General features: G+C 56.9%; 20 protein-coding genes and 1 other annotated feature. Of the genes, 9 read left to right on the forward strand and 11 right to left on the reverse strand.

Going from position 1 to position 22,368, the window contains the following annotated elements:
* Nucleotides 1–16: 16 nt before the first annotated feature.
* The 4 genes from COO59_RS05370 (at nucleotide 17) to COO59_RS05385 (ending at nucleotide 3,165) form a co-directional block, all read left to right on the forward strand.
* Entirely contained in the window at nucleotides 17–790 is a 774-nt protein-coding gene (locus COO59_RS05370; protein ID WP_103059023.1) for an SDR family oxidoreductase, read from the forward strand.
* A gap of 80 nt (nucleotides 791–870) precedes the next feature.
* Complete coding sequence (locus tag COO59_RS05375) at nucleotides 871–1,728, forward strand: co-chaperone YbbN (protein WP_103058793.1); 858 nt, start codon at nucleotides 871–873, stop codon at nucleotides 1,726–1,728.
* Nucleotides 1,729–1,783: 55 nt separating this feature from the next.
* On the forward strand, nucleotides 1,784–2,701 hold the full coding sequence (locus COO59_RS05380) for an SPFH domain-containing protein (protein WP_103058794.1): 918 nt from the start codon (nucleotides 1,784–1,786) through the stop codon (nucleotides 2,699–2,701).
* Nucleotides 2,701–3,165: an NfeD family protein gene (locus COO59_RS05385; protein WP_103058795.1), complete on the forward strand. Its 465-nt coding sequence runs from the start codon at nucleotides 2,701–2,703 to the stop codon at nucleotides 3,163–3,165. The genes COO59_RS05380 and COO59_RS05385 overlap by 1 nt, the downstream gene beginning before the upstream one ends.
* A 33-nt stretch (nucleotides 3,166–3,198) precedes the next feature.
* Here COO59_RS05385 and cueR read toward each other — a convergent pair whose 3' ends face one another.
* Nucleotides 3,199–3,606 (reverse strand): Cu(I)-responsive transcriptional regulator, encoded by a 408-nt coding sequence (gene cueR, locus COO59_RS05390; protein ID WP_103058796.1) that lies wholly within the window; start codon nucleotides 3,604–3,606, stop codon nucleotides 3,199–3,201.
* Between the two features lie 190 nt (nucleotides 3,607–3,796).
* On the opposite strand from cueR, the gene copA reads away from it, so the two are divergent.
* The 3 genes from copA (at nucleotide 3,797) to ybaK (ending at nucleotide 7,959) form a co-directional block, all read left to right on the forward strand.
* Entirely contained in the window at nucleotides 3,797–6,382 is a 2,586-nt protein-coding gene (copA, locus tag COO59_RS05395; RefSeq protein WP_103058797.1) for a copper-exporting P-type ATPase CopA, read from the forward strand.
* Between the two features lie 126 nt (nucleotides 6,383–6,508).
* Nucleotides 6,509–7,312 carry a TraB/GumN family protein gene (locus COO59_RS05400; protein ID WP_103058798.1) on the forward strand — a complete coding sequence of 268 codons (804 nt, stop codon included), beginning with the start codon at nucleotides 6,509–6,511 and terminating at the stop codon, nucleotides 7,310–7,312.
* A 167-nt stretch (nucleotides 7,313–7,479) separates the two neighbouring features.
* Nucleotides 7,480–7,959 carry a Cys-tRNA(Pro)/Cys-tRNA(Cys) deacylase YbaK gene (gene ybaK, locus COO59_RS05405; RefSeq protein ID WP_103058799.1) on the forward strand — a complete coding sequence of 160 codons (480 nt, stop codon included), beginning with the start codon at nucleotides 7,480–7,482 and terminating at the stop codon, nucleotides 7,957–7,959.
* Here ybaK and COO59_RS05410 read toward each other — a convergent pair.
* Entirely contained in the window at nucleotides 7,956–8,822 is an 867-nt protein-coding gene (locus tag COO59_RS05410) for a LysR family transcriptional regulator (RefSeq protein WP_103058800.1), read from the reverse strand. The genes ybaK and COO59_RS05410 overlap by 4 nt on opposite strands.
* Nucleotides 8,823–8,909: 87 nt before the next feature.
* Between COO59_RS05410 and COO59_RS05415 the strand changes: the two genes are divergently transcribed.
* Entirely contained in the window at nucleotides 8,910–9,341 is a 432-nt protein-coding gene (locus COO59_RS05415; RefSeq protein ID WP_103058801.1) for a multidrug/biocide efflux PACE transporter, read from the forward strand.
* 38 nt (nucleotides 9,342–9,379) lie between these two features.
* Here COO59_RS05415 and ushA read toward each other — a convergent pair whose 3' ends face one another.
* Nucleotides 9,380–11,092: a bifunctional UDP-sugar hydrolase/5'-nucleotidase UshA gene (gene ushA / locus COO59_RS05420; RefSeq protein ID WP_103059024.1), complete on the reverse strand. Its 1,713-nt coding sequence runs from the start codon at nucleotides 11,090–11,092 to the stop codon at nucleotides 9,380–9,382.
* A gap of 501 nt (nucleotides 11,093–11,593) precedes the next feature.
* Here ushA and ybaL point away from each other — a divergent pair.
* The gene (gene ybaL, locus COO59_RS05425; RefSeq protein ID WP_103058802.1) at nucleotides 11,594–13,285 is read left to right on the forward strand and encodes a YbaL family putative K(+) efflux transporter; all 1,692 of its coding nucleotides are present in this window, start codon (nucleotides 11,594–11,596) and stop codon (nucleotides 13,283–13,285) included.
* Between the two features lie 35 nt (nucleotides 13,286–13,320).
* Here ybaL and COO59_RS05430 read toward each other — a convergent pair whose 3' ends face one another.
* The 8 genes from COO59_RS05430 to apt all read right to left on the reverse strand — a co-directional run bounded on the left by COO59_RS05430 (nucleotide 13,321) and on the right by apt (nucleotide 22,296).
* Nucleotides 13,321–14,625 (reverse strand): inosine/guanosine kinase, encoded by a 1,305-nt coding sequence (locus COO59_RS05430; RefSeq protein ID WP_103058803.1) that lies wholly within the window; start codon nucleotides 14,623–14,625, stop codon nucleotides 13,321–13,323.
* 56 nt (nucleotides 14,626–14,681) lie between these two features.
* Entirely contained in the window at nucleotides 14,682–15,641 is a 960-nt protein-coding gene (hemH, locus tag COO59_RS05435) for a ferrochelatase (RefSeq protein ID WP_103058804.1), read from the reverse strand.
* A gap of 232 nt (nucleotides 15,642–15,873) precedes the next feature.
* Nucleotides 15,874–16,518: an adenylate kinase gene (gene adk / locus COO59_RS05440; RefSeq protein WP_103058805.1), complete on the reverse strand. Its 645-nt coding sequence runs from the start codon at nucleotides 16,516–16,518 to the stop codon at nucleotides 15,874–15,876.
* 247 nt (nucleotides 16,519–16,765) lie between these two features.
* The gene (gene htpG, locus COO59_RS05445; protein ID WP_103058806.1) at nucleotides 16,766–18,634 is read right to left on the reverse strand and encodes a molecular chaperone HtpG; all 1,869 of its coding nucleotides are present in this window, start codon (nucleotides 18,632–18,634) and stop codon (nucleotides 16,766–16,768) included.
* Between the two features lie 103 nt (nucleotides 18,635–18,737).
* A complete protein-coding gene (gene recR / locus COO59_RS05450; RefSeq protein ID WP_103058807.1) occupies nucleotides 18,738–19,343 on the reverse strand; it encodes a recombination mediator RecR in 606 nt (201 codons plus the stop codon).
* On the reverse strand, nucleotides 19,343–19,672 hold the full coding sequence (locus tag COO59_RS05455) for a YbaB/EbfC family nucleoid-associated protein (RefSeq protein WP_085067684.1): 330 nt from the start codon (nucleotides 19,670–19,672) through the stop codon (nucleotides 19,343–19,345). The genes recR and COO59_RS05455 overlap by 1 nt, the downstream gene beginning before the upstream one ends.
* Before the next feature lie 52 nt (nucleotides 19,673–19,724).
* Nucleotides 19,725–21,665, reverse strand: coding sequence for a DNA polymerase III subunit gamma/tau (dnaX, locus tag COO59_RS05460; protein WP_103058808.1), 1,941 nt, complete (start codon nucleotides 21,663–21,665; stop codon nucleotides 19,725–19,727).
* Nucleotides 20,321–20,383 (reverse strand) — a sequence feature (DnaX frameshifting element). It overlaps the preceding gene by 63 nt.
* 79 nt (nucleotides 21,666–21,744) lie before the next feature.
* Entirely contained in the window at nucleotides 21,745–22,296 is a 552-nt protein-coding gene (gene apt, locus COO59_RS05465) for an adenine phosphoribosyltransferase (RefSeq protein WP_103058809.1), read from the reverse strand.
* Between the last annotated feature and the right edge of the window lie 72 nt (nucleotides 22,297–22,368).

A 22,368-nucleotide genomic window follows, 5' to 3' on the forward strand; every position in this document is an offset into this window, starting at 1 on the left:
CCACGGACGTAAAGTTATGCAAAAAAACGTATTAATTACCGGCTGCTCCAGCGGTATCGGGTTGGTCGCCGCCAACGATCTTTTAATGCGCGGCTATCGCGTGCTGGCCGCCTGCCGCAAACAGGAGGATGTGGCACGAATGAACGCATTGGGATTTACCGGGATTCAGCTCGATCTCGACGATGCGCAGAGCGTGGCCCAGGCGGCAGAGCAGGTTATTTCCCTGACCGGCAATTACTTGTATGGCCTGTTTAATAATGCCGGATATGGCGTTTACGGCCCGCTGGAAACCCTGTCGCGTCAGCAGCTGGAACAACAGTTTGCCAGCAACCTGTTCGGCACCCACCAGCTGACTATGCTGCTGCTGCCTGCCCTGCGCGCCAGCGGTGACGCGCGTATTATTAATACCAGTTCGGTGATGGGCCTGATCGCCACGCCGGGGCGCGGTGCCTATGCCGCCAGTAAATATGCGCTGGAGGCCTGGGCCGATGCCCTGCGTATGGAGCTACACGGCAGCGGCGTTCGCGTCAGCCTGATAGAGCCCGGCCCTATCCATACGCGCTTTACCGACAACGTAAACCAGACACAGCAGGAGAAACCGGTTAAAAATCCTGGCATTGCGGCACGCTTTACGCTGCCGCCGGAAGCGATACTGCCTAAGCTGCGTCACGCACTGGAGAGCCGCCATCCGCGCCTGCGTTATCCTGTGACGCTGGTCGCGCATGCGATGAGTTGGCTGCGGCGCTTGCTGCCGGGTTGGATACTGGATCGCATTTTACGCGGCAACTAACGCGGCAGCGCAAATTTGGCTTGAAGCCGAAGGCAACGCCCCAATATCGTAACAAAGTCATCAGACAAAGAGACGCTTACATGTCATTACACGCTTCGATTATTGATATTAACGAATCAAACCTGCAGCAGACGCTGGAACAGTCTATGACGGTGCCGGTCCTGTTCTATTTCTGGTCCGAACGCAGCCAGCACTGCCAGCAACTCACGCCGGTGCTGGAGCGGCTGGCGCAGGAATACGCCGGGCAGTTCGTGCTGGCGAAGCTCGACTGTGATAATGAGCCGATGGTCGCTTCGCAGTTCGGCCTGCGCGCCATTCCCACGGTTTATCTGTTCCAGAATGGTCAGCCGGTCGATGGCTTCCAGGGACCGCAGCCGGAAGAGGCTATTCGCGCCCTGCTGCAAAAAGTGCTGCCGCGCGAAGAGGAACTGAAGGCGCAGCAGGCTATCGAGCTGGTGCAGCAGGGAAAACCGCTGGACGCGCTTCCGCTGCTGAAAGAGGCCTGGCAGCTAAGCAATCAGTCCAGCGACATCGGCTTTTTGCTGGCTGAAGTATTGATTTCCCTTAACCGCAGCGATGAGGCGGAAGGCGTGCTGAAAGTCGTGCCGCTGCAGGATCAGGATACCCGCTATCAGGGTCTGATAGCCCAGATCGATCTGCTGAGGCAGGCCGCGGATACCCCGGAAATCCAGCAGCTCCAGCAGCAGCTGGAAAGCGATCCGCAGAATGCCGAACTGGCAAGCAAACTGGCGCTGCAGCTGCATCAGGTTGGCCGCAACGAAGAGGCGCTGGAGCTGCTTTACCGTTTTTTAAAGAGTGATCTTAACGCCGCCGACGGCCAGGCGCGTAAAATGCTGCAGGAAATTCTGGCAGCGCTCGGTACCGGCGATGCGCTGGCGGCAAAATATCGTCGCCTGTTATACTCCCTGCTCTACTAATTTCTGCCGACAACGGGCCAGGGTTCGGCCCGTCATAAGACAGTCTGGAGGTTGTATGTTTACTGTGATCCCCGTGCTTATCGTCGTTGCGCTGATTATCGTCTGGTCAGGCATAAAAATTGTGCCGCAGGGCTATCAGTGGACCGTGGAACGCTTTGGTCGTTATACCAAAACGCTGCAGCCCGGTTTAAATCTTTTAGTCCCGTTTATGGATCGTGTTGGTCGCAAGATTAATATGATGGAGCAGGTGCTCGACGTTCCTTCCCAGGAAGTGATTTCCAAAGATAACGCCAACGTCACCATCGACGCCGTCTGTTTTATTCAGGTGGTCGATCCGGCGCGCGCCGCCTATGAGGTGAGCAATCTTGAACAGGCGATCGTTAATCTGACGATGACCAATATCCGTACCGTCCTTGGTTCGATGGAGCTGGATGAAATGCTGTCGCAGCGTGACAGCATTAATACCCGCCTGTTGCATATTGTGGATGAGGCGACCAACCCCTGGGGCATTAAAGTGACGCGCATAGAAATTCGCGATGTGCGCCCGCCGCAGGAGCTGATCGCTGCCATGAACGCCCAGATGAAAGCAGAGCGCACCAAGCGAGCCGATATTCTGGCGGCGGAAGGCATTCGACAGGCAGCGATTTTACGTGCCGAAGGGGAAAAACAGTCGGAGATTTTAAAAGCGGAAGGCGATCGCCAGGCCGCTTTCCTGCAGGCGGAAGCGCGTGAGCGCGCAGCGGAAGCCGAAGCACGCGCAACAAAAATGGTGTCGGAAGCGATTGCCGCCGGGGATATTCAGGCGGTGAACTATTTTGTCGCGCAGCAATATACCGACGCGCTGCAAAAAATTGGCTCTGCCAATAACAGCAAAGTGGTGCTGATGCCGTTGGATGCGACCAGCATTATGGGTTCCATCACCGGTATCAGCGAACTGCTGAACGAAAGCAGGCAGTCGCGGAGCAATAAATAATGTTGGCGGCCGTTATTAATCATCCCCACTGGTTCTGGTTAACGCTGGGCGGCCTGTTATTGATTGCGGAAATGCTGGGTACCAGCGGCTATCTGCTGTGGAGCGGGCTGGCGGCGCTGGCGGTAGGATTAATACGCTGGCTGCTGCCTTTTTCGTGGGAAACGCAGGGGATACTGTTCGCGCTGCTCACGTTACTCGCCGCCTTTCTCTGGTATCGCTGGCTGGCGCTGCGCCAAAAACAGCCCGGCATGCTGCTTAACCAGCGCGGTATGCAGATGACCGGTATGCAGCTGACGCTGGATGGAGATTTGGTTAACGGGCTGGGCCATGTTCGCGTCGGTGACAGCAGCTGGCGCGTGCAGGCCGACAGCGATCTGCCTGCCGGTACGCGTGTGGTGGTGATCTGCGTGGAAGGCGTAACCTTACGTATCAGGCCGCAGACACCTGAAAACTCCGGCCAGTAATTTTTTCCTGGGACGAATTGCCCTGTTCAGGCCCTATTTTTTTGTGCGATGGCAGCAGCCGGCAAGATTATCGATAATCGGGCAATCGGCGCTCTCATCGCCAGGACAAACTTCCGCCAGCGCCAGCAGCCGTTCCCGCATGGCATTAAGCTCATTAATGTGCGCTTCGATTTCCTTAACTTTCTGCAGCGTGCGCCTTTTGACATCAGCGCTGTGACGCGCCGGATCGTTAAACAGCTGCACCAGTTCACGGCACTCATCAAGAGTAAAACCTACCTGCCGCGCCTGCCGCAGCAGCGTGAGCTCTTCCAGATGGCGAGCCGTGTAGCTGCGGTAGCCGTTTTCGCTACGCAGCGGCGGCGTTACCAGCCCTTTCTCTTCATAAAAGCGGATCGCCTTGCTGGTTAAGCCGGTTCTTTTTGCCACATCGCTAATATTCATCCTATCCCCCTTTACGCTATTGCTGGCAGGATAACGCTGATTCGCCATCATGGGTGCAGGTAAATAGGGTTAAACCGGCTTTTCCCACACAAAATAATCAGCAGGTTAAAAACTTGACCTTTCCCTTAATGGAAGGTTTAAGCTTATAGCTCCGATAATTTATCGTGCCTGAAGAGTAAGGAGAAACCTTATGTCACATACCACCCTTTTAGCGCTGGACGGCCTCACCTGCGGCCACTGCGTTAAACGCGTAAAAGAGGCGCTGGAGCAGCGTCAGGATGTTCAGCAAGCGGATGTTTCGCTGAACGAGGCGCGGGTAACCGGCGATGCCGCAGCAGAGGCGCTGATCGCCACCGTTGAGCAGGCAGGCTACCACGCCAGTCTGCAGGATAATAGCTCCCCAAAGCCTGAACCGCTGCCAGCATCAGAAAACCAGCTGGCAGCGGATAATGTATCGACTCCCGCTCAGGCCGATGCCGCAGCGGAGCATTCACGTCCTGCAACCAAAGCCGACGCCGCAGCGGATAACGCGGCGCTTTCGACCCAGGCTGATGACGCCGCAGAAAATTATCAGCTGCTGATCGACGGCATGAGCTGCGCCAGCTGCGTTAGCCGGGTGGAAAAGGCGCTGGCGCAGGTCGAAGGGGTACAGCAGGCGCGCGTCAACCTTGCCGAGCGCAGCGCCCTGGTGATTGGCTCTGTACAGCCGGATGCGCTGGTGGCCGCCGTAACGGCAGCGGGCTACGGCGCTGAAGTGATTGGCGACGAGAGCGAACGGCGTGAAAAGCAGCAGCTCAGCGCCCGACAGGCGATGCGGCGCTTTAGCTGGCAGTCTGCGCTGGCGCTGGCGCTCGGCGTGCCGCTGATGATTTACGGACTGTTTGGCGACAATATGATGCTGACCGCCAGCAATCGCAGCGGCTGGCTGGTAATCGGCGTGTTGACGCTGCTGGTGATGATCGTCGCAGGCGGACATTTTTATCGCAGCGCGTGGCGCAGTTTGCTGAACCGCTCCGCCACGATGGATACGCTGGTCGCGCTGGGCACGCTGGCCGCCTGGCTCTACTCTATCAGCGTCAATCTGTGGCCGGAATTTTTCCCGGTCGCCGCGCGTCATCTTTATTACGAAGCCAGCGCGATGATTATCGGCCTGATTAATTTGGGCCATGCGCTGGAACAGCGGGCGCGTCAGCGTTCATCAAAAGCGCTGGAACGACTGCTGGATTTAACCCCCGCCACGGCACGCGTTATCACCGCTGACGGCGAAAAAACCGTGGCGTTAAGCGATGTGCAGCTGGGGATGGTGTTAAGGCTGGTGACCGGCGATCGCGTTCCGGTTGACGGCGCTGTCACCGCAGGCGAAGCCTGGCTGGATGAGTCCATGCTGACCGGTGAACCTCTGCCGCAGCATAAGGAAGAGGGTAAAGCCTTACATGCGGGTACGCTGGTGCAGGACGGCAGCGTTCTGTTCCGCGCCAGCGCTATCGGTAAAAACACCACGCTGTCGCGCATTATTCAGCTGGTGCGTCAGGCGCAAAGCAGCAAACCGGCAATCGGGCAGCTGGCGGATCGCATCTCCGCGGTGTTTGTTCCGGTGGTGGTGCTGATCGCGCTGCTCAGCGCCGCCGTCTGGTATTTCATCGGCCCGCAGCCTTCGCTGGTCTATATGCTGGTGATCGCCACCACCGTGCTGATTATCGCCTGTCCCTGTGCGTTAGGGCTGGCAACGCCAATGTCGATCATCGCGGGCGTTGGACGTGCGGCGGAGTTTGGCGTACTGGTGCGCGATGCCGATGCGCTACAGCGCGCCAGCGAACTGGATACGCTGGTATTTGATAAAACCGGGACGCTGACGCAGGGCGCGCCGCAGGTCGATCGGGTCATCGCCTTTAACGGCTTTAGCGAAGCACAGGTTTTACGCTGGGCGGCGGCGCTGGAACAGGGTTCCAGCCATCCCCTGGCGAAAGCGATTCGCGATCGCGCCGGTGAAATGGCCCTGCCGGAAAGCAGCCAGTTTCGCACCCTGCGCGGTATGGGCGTTAGCGCTCAGCTGGAAGGCAAACCGATGCTGCTGGGAAACGCCGCCTTACTGACGCAGCAGCAGATTGAGGCAGAACAGGCCGTATCGCTGGCCGATGAGCAGGCGGCCAACGGCGCGACGCCGGTATTTCTGGCGGTGGCGGGCAAGCTGGCGGGCCTGCTGGCCATCCGCGATCCGTTGCGTAAAGAGAGCGTTAGCGCGCTGCAGCGCCTGCACGGGCTGGGCTATCAGCTGATCATGCTGACCGGAGATAATGAAATCACCGCCAACGCCATTGCGCGCGAGGCCGGGCTGGATCGGGTGATTGCGGGCGTATTGCCGGACGGCAAAGCGGCGGCGATTATTCAGCTGCAGCAGGCGGGCCGTAAAGTGGCGATGGTCGGCGACGGCATTAACGATGCCCCCGCGCTGGCTCAGGCCAACGTCGGTATAGCCATGGGCGGCGGCAGCGATGTGGCGATCGAAACCGCCGCCATTACGCTGATGCGTCACGATCTTCACAGCGTGGTCGATGCCCTGGCGATTGCCAAAGCCACGCTGCGTAATATGAAGCAGAATCTGCTGGGCGCATTTATCTACAATTCGCTGGCGATTCCTGTCGCCGCAGGCGTTCTCTGGCCGCTAACCGGCACCCTGCTCAGCCCGGTGATCGCCGGCGCGGCAATGGCGCTTTCCTCGATTACCGTCGTCAGCAATGCCAACCGGCTGTTGCGCTATCAGCCACCCGGACAATAAGCGCGCAACGCGGAACTATCCATCCTCCAGGCGCTGACTACCTGAACGGAAGTCAGCGCTTTCACCTGTTCATCGGTAAATGAAACCGCTAGCATGGGGAGTTTACTGGCGGCAAAGGGTGAAAGAATGGATAGATGGCGGCACAACCTGACCATGCTGTTGCGCATGCTGGTCCCGAAGCATTACCGTTGGCCAGCCACGGATGTCTGGCTGCCAGGCAAGCGTCAGCTGCATCTGGTCGGCAGTATCCATATGGGCACCCGCAATATGATGCCGCTGCCGCCGGAACTGCTGGAGCGTCTGGAAAAGGCGGATGCTTTGATTGTGGAAGCGGATATTACCGGCAGCGCCTCACCTTTCACCTACAGCGAACCGCAGCCGCCGCTGGCGGAAAGAGTGGATGCCACTACCCTGCAGCAGTTGAACCGTCTGTGCGATGAGTTGAACCTTAATCTGGCACAGCTTGAAGCGTTACCTTTATGGCAAATCGCGCTGACGCTTCAGGCGCAACAGGCGCAGCGGCTGGGTCTACGTCCCGACTACGGCATCGATTATCAACTGTTGCAGGCGGCGCATGCGCAGGGGCGACGCATTATTGAACTGGAAGGCGCTGGCGAGCAGCTCGATATTCTTAAAACCCTGCCGGAAAACGGTCAGTCGCTGCTGGCCGATACGCTGGAACACTGGCATACCAATGCTCGCCTGTTGCAAACCATGATTAGCTGGTGGCTGGAAAAGCCGCCGCCGCAGAGCCGAACGGCATTGCCGACCACCTTCAGCACCGAGCTAAACGATCTGCTGATGAGCCAGCGCAACCAACGCTGGAATACGCTGTTGCGCGATCTGCCGCCGGGACGTTATGTTGTGGCGGTTGGCGCGCTGCACCTGTACGGCGAGGGTAATTTGCCAGAGCTGCTAAGGCGCAGATAAAAAAAAGGCCAATATTGCTATCGGCCCGTCAAAGAGGAATTTGTTTATGATTTTGGTTATTCATCAGCAACTGAATTACTGACGCGAGGCGATTCTCTCTCAAAGCCTGCGATTTCACCAGCGCTATTTTTCACCAATTTGTAATTTTTCACCGTCAGGAAAAAGCGATGACGCCCGCGATAAAACTGCTGGAAAAGAAAAAGATCCCTTTTACGCTGCATCCCTATGAGCATGACAGCAACGAAACGCACTTCGGCGATGAGGCGGTGCGTAAGCTTAACCTGAATCCGCAGCAGGTGTATAAAACGCTGCTGGTCACGCTTAACGGTGACGGCAAACGGCTGGCCGTCGCGGTCACGCCCGTCGCCAGCCAGCTCGATTTGAAAAAGGTGGCGAAGGCCCTGGGTGCCAGAAAAGCGGAAATGGCCGATCCGCAGCTGGCTCAGCGCGTTACCGGTTACCTGATTGGCGGCATCAGTCCGCTGGGGCAAAAGAAACGTCTGCCGACGGTAATCGATACTCAGGCTGCCGCGTTTCCCACCATCTTTATTTCGGGCGGCAAACGCGGCCTGGATATAGAACTGGCGGCCAGCGATCTGGCTACGCTGTTAGAGGCAAATCTTATGGATATCGCTCGCCGGGATTAGGCGCGCTGCGCGCAGAGCCGATCGATCATCCAGCGCCCTGCCGGTCCTGGCGGGGTGCGGGTTGACCAGACGGCATCCACCGCAATATTCTGCGGCCAGCCCGCAACCGGCAGCATACGCAATACGCCGTGTCCAAACTGCTCGACCAGCCAGCGCGGCAGGATCGACCAGCCAAACCCCTGCTCCGCCATCTCCAGCAACAGTAAATAAGAGGGCGCCGACCAAACCTGGCCGCATGAAATATTTTCTCTTATGCCAGCCCAGGTGTTCAGCTTTAGCTGTCTGACCGGTGCCAGCTCCGCCTGGCTAACCTGCACCTGAGCGGCAAGCGGATGATCGCGATGAATAAATACCGCCATTTGCGCCTGCACCTGTAAACGCGAGGCGGCAATGGTTACGGGTAATGCTGACTGCACGCGGATAACGCCAAGATGGATGCGGTTGTTTTGCAGTAGCTCAATAACATCTTCGTCCTCTGCAATCATGCATTCGAATTCAATATGCGGATAGCGCGCGGCAAAGCGTTTCAGCAGCTGTTCATGATGATCCGCCTGCCAGAAATCGGAAATCGCCATGCTGAGACGAGGCTCGACATCATTCGACAGCCGCACCGCCAGTTCATCAAGCCGCTGGCTGGCTGCCAGGATCTCCTGAACCTGACGCAGCGCCCGCGCTCCCGCCTCGGTCAGTACCGGCTCGCGCCCTGCGCGATGAAACAGCTTAAACCCCAGATCCGCTTCCAGATTCGCAATGGCGGCGCTAACGGTAGACTGGCTTTTTCCCAGCGCGCGCGCTGCCGCAGAAAAAGAGCCTTTTTCCACCGTCTGAACAAATGCCTGCAAGGATTCCGGTGAATAACGCATCGTTCTATCGCTTTTTTCGATGGGAGATAGTTTCATTCTACCCCAGAGAACGATGAAAATAAGCGCCAGCTTATTTAAGGAGACGTTATGCATACCCGTTCGTTTAAAGAACGCTTGTTACATGCGGTAGGTTTTGAGGCGTTGGCTATCCTGATAGTTTCACCGCTGGCGGCGGCGGTCATGAACAAACCGCTGTTCCAGATGGGCGCGTTGGCCCTGGCGCTTTCAACTATCGCGATGGTGTGGAATATTATTTATAACGCCCTGTTTGACCGGCTGTTTCCGCGCGATCGGGTTACGCGCGGGCTGGGGCTGCGCATTATTCATGCCCTTTGCTTCGAAGGCGGCTTTATTATTATCGGCCTGCCGGTGGCGGCGAAGATGCTGGGCATCGGGTTGCTACAGGCTTTTATGCTGGAAGTTGGCTTCTTCCTGTTTTTCTTGCCCTATACGGTGGCTTATAACTGGATATGGGACAGACTGCGGGAAAAATGGCGGACTCCCTGCCATAGCGGATAAAATCAGGCCCGCCGACTTAAACGGCGGGCCTGCTGCTATTATTCACCGTTGAGCCAGGCCAGGATCATCTGGGGATAGCTGCGGCGGCGGCTTTTCTGCTTTTCCTGCTCCTTCTTTTCCGCCGCGCTACGGTAAATAATTTCACCTTTTGGCGCATACGCCTCCGCCTTCAGCGGCGACTGCTGTTTGATATACTGCTTCAGCACTTCCGCATCAACAAAACCGGTATTAACAAACCCCGGCAGCGTATTGATCGCGGGATAGCCATCACCGCCGTTGGCGTTAAAGCTTAGCGTCGCCATGCGGTACGTTTTGTCTGCCTGCAGCGGCTCGCCGTTAATTTTCACTTCGCTAACGCCCTGCCCGTCCGCGATCAGGCTGACGTTGGCAAACTGCGCATAAGCACCGGAATCCACCTGCTTATTCGCCACCACCGCCAGATATTTTTCTACCTCGCTGCCTTTCATCTCCACCCAGCACAGCGTGTTGCCGAACGGCTGGACTTTGAGCACATCTTTATAGCTAATCGATCCCGCTTCAATAGAATCGCGCACGCCGCCGCCGCTCATGACGGCAAAGTCCGCTTTGGTTCGGGCAATCTGCGCAGCAAGGATCAGGCGCGCCAGATTGGTCTGCTCAAAGCGGACCTTGCTGCGATCCCCTTCCAGCCGCGCATCAACGCTGCCCACTTTCACCCTCAGCTGCGCCTCGCCTTTTTTCTGGAAAGGCATCAGCAGCTTCATCATGGCGCTGTTTTGCGCAATTTCCGGTTGGTAGTTAATCCATTCATCCTTACCTTCGCTGTTCTTCACCTTATGCTTCAGGTTAACCGGGATCAGCTGATAGTTCTCCAGCGTCAGCACGCCGTCACGGAAGGTAAAATCGGCCCGGCCAACATACTTGCCCCATTCATGCGCCTGTACAATCCAGGTGCCGTTCTGGCGATCGGGCACGCAGGGCGAGCCGGGAACATAATCGACCTGCTTCAGGTTATCCTGCGCCATACACACCGGGTCCTGAGAGTGGCCGCCGACAATCAGATCGAGATAGCCCCGCGGCAAAGCGCGCGCCATTTCAACATCGCCCGGCGCGTTAGAACCGTGATTACCATTGTCGTAATGGCCCATATGGGTGGCGGCAATGATCACGTCCGGCTTTTCAGTGGCGCGCAGCGCCTCCACCACTTTCTTCGCTTCGCTGGCGGGAGGCCGGAATTCAATATCGGTCAGGTATTCAGGATTGCCGATTTTGGCGGTGTCATCGGTCGTCAGGCCGATTACCGCTATTTTTAAACCCATCCGGTTAAATAGCGCCCAGGGCTGGAATAACCGTTGGCCGCTGCTTTTTTGGTAAATATTCGCCGAGAGCAAAGGAAACTTAGCCCATTTTTGCTGCTGACGCAGTACGGAGAGCGGATTATCGAACTCATGGTTACCGATAGCCATCGCATCATAGCCGACCAGGTTCATGCCGCGAAAATCGGGTTCCGCATCCTGCAGATCGGACTCCGGCACGCCAGTATTAATGTCGCCGCCGGAGAGGATCAGCACCGCGCCGCCGTGCGCCTGGACATCATAGCGAATAGCATCCATTAGCGTTTTCTGCGCAGCCAGGCCATATTCGCCCTGCTCGTTATGCCAGAAGCGCCCATGGTGATCGTTGGTGTGCAGCACGGTAAATTTATAGACGCGGCCCTTTTCCCACGCCTGCGCCTGCGATGAAAGCATGCTCAGGGAGAGTATCCCGCCCATGATAAGGGTATTGATAAAACGCAACGCTATTCTCCTTGTCGACGAACTTTCTGGCCGCGCCTGCCCGTAGCAGCCGGACATTTACTGCCATAATAGTAAGGCACGCCAGCGGATTTGTAACGCAGCCGTTGTACTAACGCCAGTTATGCCTGAAGCGCGGCAGCCCGCAATGCAGCCTGTAACATTGCGCCATAACATTTTTCACAACGGGAAATTACCGGTGAAATAGCGTTCTTCTCATCTTTATAGTCTTTTACGGTGGTTTCATTACTCTAATGTGACAAGTTAAACCTGTTTAGTACGCTATTTTTGCAATTCGATAACGATTAGTTACGGTCTCTATCAAGCCTTGCGCGCCATAAGTAAAAAAAATAGCGCCCATCTGGTTTTTTTTAGATATTCCGCAGTTTTTTCTCTTTTTAGACGTTTATTTTCAGGCTGATCCTCTCATATTGTTTTACACTGGTTACAACCGGACATACTTACCCAGAAGGAGACAGCATGCACCACAGCACCCCGCTGATTACCACCATTGTCGGAGGCCTTGTTCTCGCCTTTCTTTTAGGAATGCTCGCCAGCAAGCTACGCATTTCTCCTTTGGTAGGCTATCTGCTGGCGGGCGTTCTGTCAGGTCCTTTTACGCCGGGTTTTGTCGCTGATATGAATCTGGCGCAGGAGCTGGCGGAGCTGGGCGTTATTCTGCTGATGTTTGGTGTCGGGCTGCATTTCTCGCTAAAAGATCTTATGGCGGTCAAAGCGATTGCCATTCCCGGCGCGATTGCGCAAATCACCGTCGCTACGCTATTGGGTATGGGGCTTAGCATGGCGCTGGGCTGGGATTGGATGACCGGTCTGGTGTTTGGCCTCTGCCTTTCCACCGCCAGTACCGTCGTCCTGCTGCGGGCGCTGGAAGAGCGTCAGCTGATTGATACGCAGCGCGGCCAGATTGCGATCGGCTGGCTGATTGTTGAAGACTTAGTGATGGTACTCACGCTGGTGCTGCTGCCGGCGATTGCCGGTATGCTGGAAAAAGGCAACGCCAGCTTTGCGCTGCTGGCGTGGGATTTACTGTTTACCATCGGTAAAGTCGCCGCCTTTATGGTGCTGATGATGGTGGTAGGCCGTCGGGTCGTTCCCTGGATTTTGGCACGCAGCGCCGCCACCGGTTCACGTGAGCTGTTTACGCTGTCGGTGCTGGCGCTGGCGCTGGGCATCGCCTTTGGTGCCGTTGAGTTTTTTGACGTTTCCTTTGCGCTGGGCGCCTTCTTCGCCGGAATGGTGCTGAATGAGTCGGAGCTAAGCCATCGCGCTGCGCACGATACGCTGCCGCTGCGCGATGCTTTTGCCGTACTGTTTTTCGTGTCGGTGGGCATGCTGTTCGATCCGATGATCCTGCTCCAGCAGCCGCTGGCGGTGCTGGGCGTGTTGGCAATCATCGTTTTAGGAAAATCGCTGGCGGCCTGGCTGCTGGTGACCCTGCTCGGCCATTCACGGCGCACCGCGCTGACTATCTCCGTTAGCCTCGCCCAAATCGGCGAGTTCGCCTTTATTCTTGCCGGTCTGGGTATTTCGCTGCATATGCTCAGCGATGAGGGCCGTAATCTGGTGTTGGCCGGCGCTATCCTGTCGATCATGCTCAACCCGATTCTGTTTACCCTGCTGGAACGCTATCTGGAAAAAAACGAAAATTTCACCGAGCAAAGCCAGGAAGAAGCCGCGGAGGAAGAAAAACAGATCCCGGTTAATATCTGCAATCATGCGGTGATCGTTGGTCACGGTCGCGTTGGCAGCCTGGTGGGCCAACTGTTGGTGGATGCCGAAATCCCTATCGTGGTGGTAGAGAACTCCCGCACGCGCGTCGAAGCGCTGCGTGAGCAAGGCATCAGAGCCATTCTGGGTAATGCGACGCGCGTTGAAATCATGGAGCTGGCGCGGCTGGACTGCGCACGCTGGCTGCTAATGAGTATTCCCAACGGCTATGAGGCCGGTGAAATTATCGCGACAGCGCGTGAAAAACATCCGCATCTGGAGATTATCGCCCGCGCGCATTATGACGATGAAGTGCACTATATTCTTGAGCGCGGCGCCGATAACGTCATTATGGGCGAGCGGGAGATCGCGAACAGTATGCTGGCGATGCTGAAATCCGGGCTGGAAGCGCGGCCCATGCTAACGCCGCATCATCCCGCATAATCAGATTACGCGGCGTAACGCCGCGTAATGGTGGATTATCGCTCCCAGTACGCCTCTTCCAGGCTATCTTCCCGTTCCGGCAGGCCGCGCGTCAGACGCGGCGAGTGCTGGTTCAGCACCTGATAGCTAACGCGGTTAGCATATTTACAGACCTGAGCCAGAGAGGAATAGGTAAGGTAGTTGCGTACGTGCTTGCTGGAGTTAGGCACGTTGTTACGGTGGTAGCTGTTGGCGGTAATATCATGCAGCAGCGCCGCCAACGCACCGTCGCCCGCGCCGTTGGTGTTCATGATCTTTTCCGGTCCGCCCATATAGGGCGCAATATGCGAATAGATACGCAGCGGCTGCTGACAATCCTGGTAACGCATCGCGCGGCTGAATTCATACTGATTAAATTCGGCAATCGCGCCGGGCAACAGAGGCAGATTGGTTTTTCGCTTCGCGCTTTCTTCGGTGTAGCCCGCCATATACAGCCCATTAGGGCCGGCGGTGCAAAGTACCAGATCCACCCACTCCAGCGCTTTATCCGCCGCCAGTAGCGGATCGGCATGGCCGGTCAGCTCCAGCCCTTCCTCTTCGTTCATCGCCAAAATAGAAACATGCTCGCGCAGGAAGTCACGCCAGAACTGCGGATTCTCGGCGATGACATATTTGGTTCCCAGCGTCAGCACCACCGGCACGTTATACTGTTTCGCCCAGGCGATCGCCTGCATGGTGGCTTCCGGCATCGGTTCACCAGATTTGCAACGCACCAGATAGGAGGTCAGCACCAGCGCCGAGGCGCCAGCAATGACCTCTTCAGGAATGCTTTCCGCACGCAGCTGATTCATCATGCCGGGGCTGATCGCAAAAGTGCGTTCGCCGTTATCGCTAATCAGCGTAAAGCAGCGGCCAATGGCACCATCCACGCCCTGCAAATAGTTAAGGTCGGTACGGCTGGAGGTATTACAAAGATAGCGGTAGGCATAGCCGCCAATCTGCACGTTATTACACATCACGCCCAGCAGTACCGAGCGATCATCGGCCAGCACCGAGTAGTTATGCATGGTATTGCCGATGGTGCCGCCGGCAAACTGATGGGTAATTAAATTTTCACGCATCAGTTCGGCATAGAGCGCTTCCGCCACGTCATCTTCAATAACCAGCGAGTGGCCAACGCTAAGCCCGTAACGCGCCACAAAAGCGTTATCAACTTTTGCTTCTATATCCACCAGCGTCTGATCGATGCCGACTATCCAGCTGGTGCCGGTTTCACTTTCAGGTTGAGCGGGCTGTAACAGCGGATCGCGGGCGTTGACGGGAAAATAGTGTTTGGATTTGCGTTGGCCGGGAAATTTCATGGTTGATAGCTTCAGAATAGACAGGCGGAGAATGATACCACACTCCCCGCGGTTACTCAGCGCTGCGCATTCACCAGCGTCAGCATCATGGCGATATGCTCGTCATCGTCGTTCAGCGCCGGAATATATTCGAATTTCTCACCGCCAGCATGCATGAAAAACTCACGGTTCTGCTCGCCGATCTCTTCCAGCGTTTCCAGACAGTCGGCGGAGAAGCCAGGGCTCATAATCTGGATATGACGCACGCCTTTCGCCGGTAAGCCACGCAGGGTTTCATCGGTGTAAGGCGTCAGCCAGGGCTCACGGCCAAAGCGCGACTGGAAGGTCATCTTCACCTCGTTATCGCTCAGCCCAAGCGCACGCGTCAACGCCTCGGTGGTGTCGCGGCAGCGCTGCGGGTAATCATCGCCCTCATTGGCGAAACGCTGCGGAATACCGTGGTAGGACATCACCAGCAGATCGGGTTTCCCGTGCCGGGCAAAAGAGCGCTCAACCGACGCTTTCAGCGCGGCAATATAGGCCGGATGTTCCGCGTAGTCGCGGATAAAATGCACGTCGGGCAGCGAACGGTAGCCGGCAAAAACGCTGCTGAGACCATCCCATACCGCGGCAACCGTCGAACAGGAGAACTGCGGATAAAGCGGCAGCACAATCAGCCGCGTTACGCCCTGCGCCATCAGGCTATCAACCGCGCTTTTCAGGCTGGGATTGCCGTAGCTCATCCCCAGCTCAACGGGAATATCCAGCTGCGCGGCCAGCGCGTTACGCTGACGTTGACTGAATACCATTAGCGGCGAGCCTTCCTCCATCCATACCGAAGCGTAAAGCTTCGACACGCGCGGAGAGCGGATCGGTAGAATGATGCAGTTCAGGATCGGCCACCACAGCCAGCGCGGCGTATCAACCACGCGCTTATCGCTGAGAAACTGTTTCAGATAACGTTTAACCGCTGGCGTGGTTGGCGCATCGGGCGTACCCAGGTTGACCAGCAAGACGCCGGGTTTATCTTGCCTCATCGTATATCCCTGTTATTTCAATTGGATTAACTTGTTTTTCGCCCTGATTTTACCCTGGCTGAGACCGATAAGCTCGCCGGAAAAACCTTTCCTTACAAGAGATGAAAACGCTTAGCGGCAAAGTATAGAGGAAAGCGCGAAAGCAGCAGAGTGAGCGGGAACCGCGTGCAGAAAAAGAAAGGAATCAGGAATATCCAGCGGATATTCCTGACGGTGGGGCAAACGCGGCGCGTTAGCCCAGGATTTTCGCCAGCTCGGCGCTGACTTCGGTCACTTTACGCGTACCGTCGATTTTATGGTACTGCGTATTGCCCGCCTGCGCTTCCTGCTGATAGTAGGCCACCAGCGGCTCGGTCATTTCATGGTATTCCACCAGGCGCTTACGTACGGTCTCTTCCTGATCGTCTTTACGCGTGGTCAGCTCTTCGCCGGTGACGTCGTCTTTACCTTCAACCTTCGGCGGATTGAAGGTAACGTGATACACGCGGCCTGACGGCGCATGCACGCGACGACCAACGATACGCTCAACGATCAGTTCGTCAGGCACATCGAACTCCAGCACGCAGTCAATCTTGATGCCGGCGTCTTTCATCGCATCGGCCTGGGGAATGGTGCGCGGGAAACCGTCCAGCAGGAAACCGTTGCGGCAATCTTCCTGCGCAATACGCTCTTTTACCAGCGCGATAACCAGCTCATCGGTAACCAGTTTGCCTTCATCCATAATGGCTTTCGCCTGTTTGCCCAGCTCCGTACCGGCTTTTACCGCCGCACGTAGCATGTCGCCCGTGGAGATTTGCGGAATACCGTATTTCTCCATAATGAACTGAGCCTGTGTGCCCTTACCTGCGCCCGGAGCGCCGAGCAGAATAATACGCATTGCGTAAATCCCCTTGCGAATTCATGATCTAACTGAGAAGGCCAAGAACATACCATTAAGCCCCGGTCATCACAAGGAAACGGGACTGGAAGCGGCTCTGGCGATAATGGGTGCGTTACCTGCGGCTATCATTAACCGATTTATCCTCAGGATCCAGCCTGACGGCGGAGAACCGCTGTTTTTCAGAATCGATGCCGCGATAAAAAAGCCGGCTCGCAGGCCGGCTTAACGCTTAACTTAATGATACTCAGGCCAGCAGCAGCTGGTTCATACGGCGAATAAACTGGTTCGGATCTTCCAGCGTGCCGCGCTCAGCAAACAGCGCCTGATCCAGCAGCAGCTCAACCCATTCAGCGAAGCGCGCTTCATCTTGCGTATCCGCCGCGCGTTGCACCAGCGCGTGATCCGGGTTCAGCTCAAAGATATATTTTACCTCCGGCGCCGCCTGCCCGGCCGCCGCGAACAGTTTGGCCATTTGCGTGCTCATTTCATTGGCGTCGGTGGTCACGATAGCGGGCGTATCGGTCAGACGATGCGTCAGGCGCACCTCTTTTACCCGCTCGCCCAGCAGCGATTTCACGCGATCGACAAACGGCTCCAGCGCCTTTTCCGCTTCCTTCTGCGCTTCGTTCTCTTCGTCAGCCAGCTTATCCAGCGTTTCGTCCGCCTTGCTGACCGACTGGAAGGCTTTACCATCGAACTCGGTCAGGTAGCTCATCATCCACTCGTCGATACGATCGGAGAGCAGCAGAACCTCAATGCCTTTCTTACGGAACAGTTCCAGGTGCGGGCTGCTTTTCGCCGCGGCGTAGCTGTCGGCAGTGATGTAATAGATCTTCTCCTGCCCTTCCACCATCCGGCTGACGTACTCTTCCAGCGAGACGGTTTGCGTCGCGCCTTCGCTGCTGGTGGTGGCAAAGCGCAGCAGCCTGGCGATCGCCTGCTGGTTCGCATGATCTTCTGCCGGCCCCTCTTTCAGCACCAGGCCGAATTCGCTCCAGAACTGCTGATATTTCTCAGCGTCATCTTTCGCCAGCTTATCCAGCATCTGCAGAACGCGTTTGGTTAACGCGCTGCGCAGGTTTTGCGTAATGCGGTTATCCTGCAGGATTTCACGCGATACGTTCAACGGCAGGTCGTTGGAGTCGATCAGGCCGCGCACAAAGCGCAGGTAGTTCGGCATAAACTGTTCAGCATCATCCATAATAAAGACGCGCTGTACGTAGAGTTCCAGGCCATGCTTATGATCGCGGTTCCACATATCCCACGGCGCGCGCGCCGGAATATAAAGCAGGCTGGTATATTCCTGCTTGCCCTCTACCCGGTTGTGGCTCCAGGCCAGCGGATCGCTAAAATCGTGAGCGATATGCTTATAGAATTCGTTGTACTCTTCGTCGCTGACCTCCGCCTTGTTGCGGGTCCACAGCGCCTGAGCCTTGTTGATTTTTTCCCAACTGGTGGTGTCGCTCTCTTCATCTTTCGTTTCGATCTCTACCGGCAGCGCGATGTGATCGGAATATTTACTGATGATATTGCGCACGCGCCAGCTGTCGAGGAACTCGTCTTCGCCTTCACGCAGGTGCAGCGTGATTTCACTACCCCGATCCGCTTTGGTCAAATCGTCGATGGTGTACTCACCTTCGCCCGCAGATTCCCAAAACACGCCCTCTTCCGGCGCGGCGCCGGCGGCGCGGGTGCGTACGGTGACCTTATCGGCGACGATAAACGCGGAGTAAAAGCCGACGCCGAACTGACCAATCAGCTGGCTGTCTTTCGCCTGATCGGAGCCGAGCGACTCAAGGAAAGCTTTGGTGCCTGATTTAGCGATGGTGCCGAGGTTCTCGATCACTTCATCGCGACGCATACCGATGCCGTTATCGCTCAGCGTCAGGGTGCGGTTTTCCTTATCGACAGAAACCCGAACGCGCAGCTCACCGTCGCCTTCATACAGATCCGGCGTGGAAAGCGCGCGAAAACGCAGCTTATCCGCCGCATCCGAAGCGTTGGAAATCAGCTCGCGCAGAAAGATCTCTTTATTCGAATAGAGGGAATGGATCATCAGGTGCAGAAGCTGTTTAACTTCTGACTGGAAACCACGCGTCTCTTGTCCTTTCATGGTTTTGCTACCTCAACTGATACAGGTTTATCGAACGTTGAGGAAGAGATGGGGATGGGAAAAATATTTTCAAGCTGGCACAGGCGAATGTGCCAGCAAGTGGTCAATATTTAATCTTGTGGCGTCCGGCAAGCGAATGCGACAGCGTGGTGCCATCGACCATTTCCAGTTCGCCGCCGACCGGCACGCCGTGTGCGATGCGGCTGGCATCGACGCCGTACTGCGCGCAGAGCCCGGCAATATAGTTCGCCGTGGCTTCCCCTTCCACCGTGGGATTGGTCGCCAGGATCACTTCCTGAATGGCTTCTTTTTCCAGCCGCTGTTCCAGTCGATCCAGCCCAATATCATGCGGGCCGATGCCGTCCAGCGGTGAAAGATGGCCCATCAGCACAAAGTAACGTCCGGCAAACTGCCCGGTTTGCTCGATGGCATGAATATCTGCCGGACTTTCCACCACGCAGATTTGCCCGTTTTGCTGGCGACGCGGGTTCGCGCAAATGGTGCAAATTTCCTGTTCGGTAAAGGTGTGGCAGTCCGTACAGTGTCCAATCTCTGACATAGCGCGCGTCAGCGCCTGAGCCAGGCGCATGCCTCCGCTGCGATCGCGCTGCAATAGCTGAAACGCCATGCGCTGCGCTGATTTCGGGCCAACGCCCGGCAAGCAGCGCAGCGCTTCCATTAGCGACTCCAGCAAAGGGCTGGTTTGCATCAGAACGGCATCTTAAAGCCCGGCGGCAACTGCATGCCAGCGGAAACGGAAGACATTTTCTCCTGCTGCGCTTCGGCGATACGGCGCGCTGCATCGTTGAACGCGGCAGCAACCAGATCTTCCAGCATATCTTTGTCATCTTCCAGCAGGCTTGGATCCACCTCTACGCGACGGCAGTTGTGCGCACCGTTAATGGTGACTTTAACCAGGCCAGCGCCAGATTCGCCGGTCACTTCCATTTCAGCGATCTCTTGCTGTACCTGCTGCATTTTGTCCTGCATCTGCTGGGCCTGTTTCATCAGGTTACCCAAACCGCCTTTACCAAACATAGTTTTCTCTCTTTGCTCAGGCCGCGTAAGCCGTTACCGGTTATGCGGCGATTCAAACGGGGCGAATACTCTCCTCATCCAGATCGGCGTCAAAAAAACGACGCAGCGTCTGAATATGGCTATCCGCAATGATGGCCTGGCGCGCCTGCGCCAGTTTTTCTTCATAAATCTTCTGACGCCACTCCAGAGGCGTCAATATCGCAGGATTATCATCTTCAATGATAGTCAATTCAACCGGCTTACCGCTGGCGCTGCTTAATGCCTCGATTAACACCTGCTGCGCTGAAGCGGAGTTAAGATGACGCTGGCTGCTGCGTAAATGCAGACGGAGGCCCTGCGCCGTTTCCTCTTTCCAGGCATTAAGCGCCAACTGCTGCACCAGTTTCGGCAGCGTCAGGGAGGCAATCTCTGCGGCCCAGGCGTCGCGCTGCAGCGCTTCCTCGGCCAGCCTGGCGGCCAGCTCCGGCGTTTTTTCATGCTCCAGCGCGGAACGCAGCGCCTTCGGCGTGGCTACCTGCGGCGCTTCGATTTCGGTGGCCGTATTCTGGGCTTTCCAGCGGTAGGCCTCTTTCTTAACCGGCGCCGCCGGTTCTGCCGCCGGTCGTCTGGCTGCGCGTTCCGTTACCTGAGCGAGACGTTCCAGCGCCGAGCCTGCCGGCCGCGCGTTTTGCGCTGCCGGCTCACTCTTTTTTGTTTTGTTTGCTCCCTGCTGGCGCAACAGCTGAGTACGCGCCTGCAGTAGCTGGCTGGTGGTGTCTGGCAGAGGCGATCCCGGCGCGCCGGAGGCTGTCGCCGGTGGCGCTTTCGTCGCCTCCGGCGCGGAAAACGCCGCGGCGGCGGAAGGCGGCGCCTGCACGTTGGGCTGCGGCGTTATCACCGGTCGCGTGACCGGCTCGGCGATTTCTACCTGCGGGTGAAAAGCCAGCGCGCGCAGCAGCGTCATTTCTACGCCCATGCGGCGATCGGGCGCCAGCGGCAGCTCTTTACGCCCCATCAGGATGGTTTGGTAATAAAGCTGCACATCGGCTGGCGGAACAACGCGCGCCAGTTCGCGCAGGCGTTGTTCAACCGCCGCATACTCATCGCTGAGCGCGGCAGGCAAGAGTTGGATCATGGCGATACGATGCAGCAGGCGTAGCATTTCAACCAGCAGCGCCTCCCATTCAACGCCACGGCTGGCCGCCTGCTGCAGCAGCGACATGGTTTGCTGACCGTCGGCGGCCGCTAATGCCTCAATCAACGCCAGCGGCTGATCGTCATCCAGCGTTCCCAGCATCGCGGCGACGCTTTCGGTGGTCACCTGCCCCTCTCCGCTGGCGATCGCCTGGTCGGTCAGGCTCAGCGCATCGCGCATACTGCCGTCCGCCGCACGCGCCAGCAGCTGTAACGCACGCAGCTCCGCCGTAATGTTTTCCTGCTCCAGCACATATTCCAGCTGCTGCCGAATTTGTTCGACATCCAGCGCTTTAAGATGGAATTGCAGGCAGCGGGAAAGAATCGTCACCGGCAGCTTTTGCGGATCGGTGGTTGCCAGCAGGAATTTAACGTGCGCCGGCGGCTCTTCCAGGGTTTTTAGCAGGGCGTTGAAGCTGTGACGCGACAGCATATGCACTTCATCGATCAGATAGACTTTAAAACGGCCGCGCGCGGGCGCGTACTGCACGTTGTCCAGCAGATCGCGGGTATCTTCAACTTTGGTGCGCGAGGCGGCATCGATTTCAATCAGATCGACAAAGCGGCCCTGTTCGATTTCACGGCAGTTATCGCAAACGCCGCACGGCGTCGCGGTAATGCCGGTTTCGCAATTGAGCCCTTTGGCCAGCAAACGCGCAATGGTGGTTTTCCCGACGCCTCGGGTGCCGGAAAAAAGATAAGCGTGGTGGATTCGTCCCAGCGACAGGCCGTTCGCCAGCGCAGTCAATACATGCTCCTGACCAACGACATCGGAAAACGCTTGTGGACGCCACTTGCGGGCAAGGACCTGATAACTCATTCGTTCACGAGATGTGTTGAAAACCAGTGGGACATGCTAACACAGCCCCGCCGCTACGGCGAGGCTGAAGGCGGGTAACTCAATGACCCGGGAAGGCGACCAGGCTGTAGCAATCAATACCCAGCGCGTTAAGGCGGGCTTCGCCGCTTAAATCGTACAGATTAATCACGAAGGCGGCGTCTTTCACTTCTCCACCGGCGCGGCGGATAAGCTTAACGGTGGCTTCAATCGTGCCGCCGGTAGCCAGCAGATCGTCTACTACCAGCACCACATCACCCGGCTTAATCGCATCGCGATGCAGCTCAAGCTGGTCGCTGCCATATTCCAGAACGTAGGTTTCGCTCCAGGTTTCACGCGGCAGTTTGCCCGGCTTACGTACCGGCACGAAGCCAACGCCCAACCCCAACGCTACCGGCGCGCCAAACAGGAAACCACGCGCCTCGGTGCCGACTACCTTAGTAATTCCCCGATCGCGAAAGCGCGCAATGAACAGATCAATCGTTGTGGCGAAAGCGCGCGGATCTTCAAGCAGGCTGGTGACATCACGAAACAGGATACCCGGCTTCGGATAGTCCGGAACGCTTTTAATACTGTCTTTAAGAAATTCAAGCTGCTGTGCAGTCGCGGTCATAATGTTATGCCTGGTGAATACTAAACTGACTCGCGCAGCTTCGCCTTACGCTGACGGACAATTCCGCAGACG

The sequence above is a fragment of the Mixta theicola genome (assembly GCF_002895925.1).
Classification (GTDB): domain Bacteria; phylum Pseudomonadota; class Gammaproteobacteria; order Enterobacterales; family Enterobacteriaceae; genus Mixta; species Mixta theicola.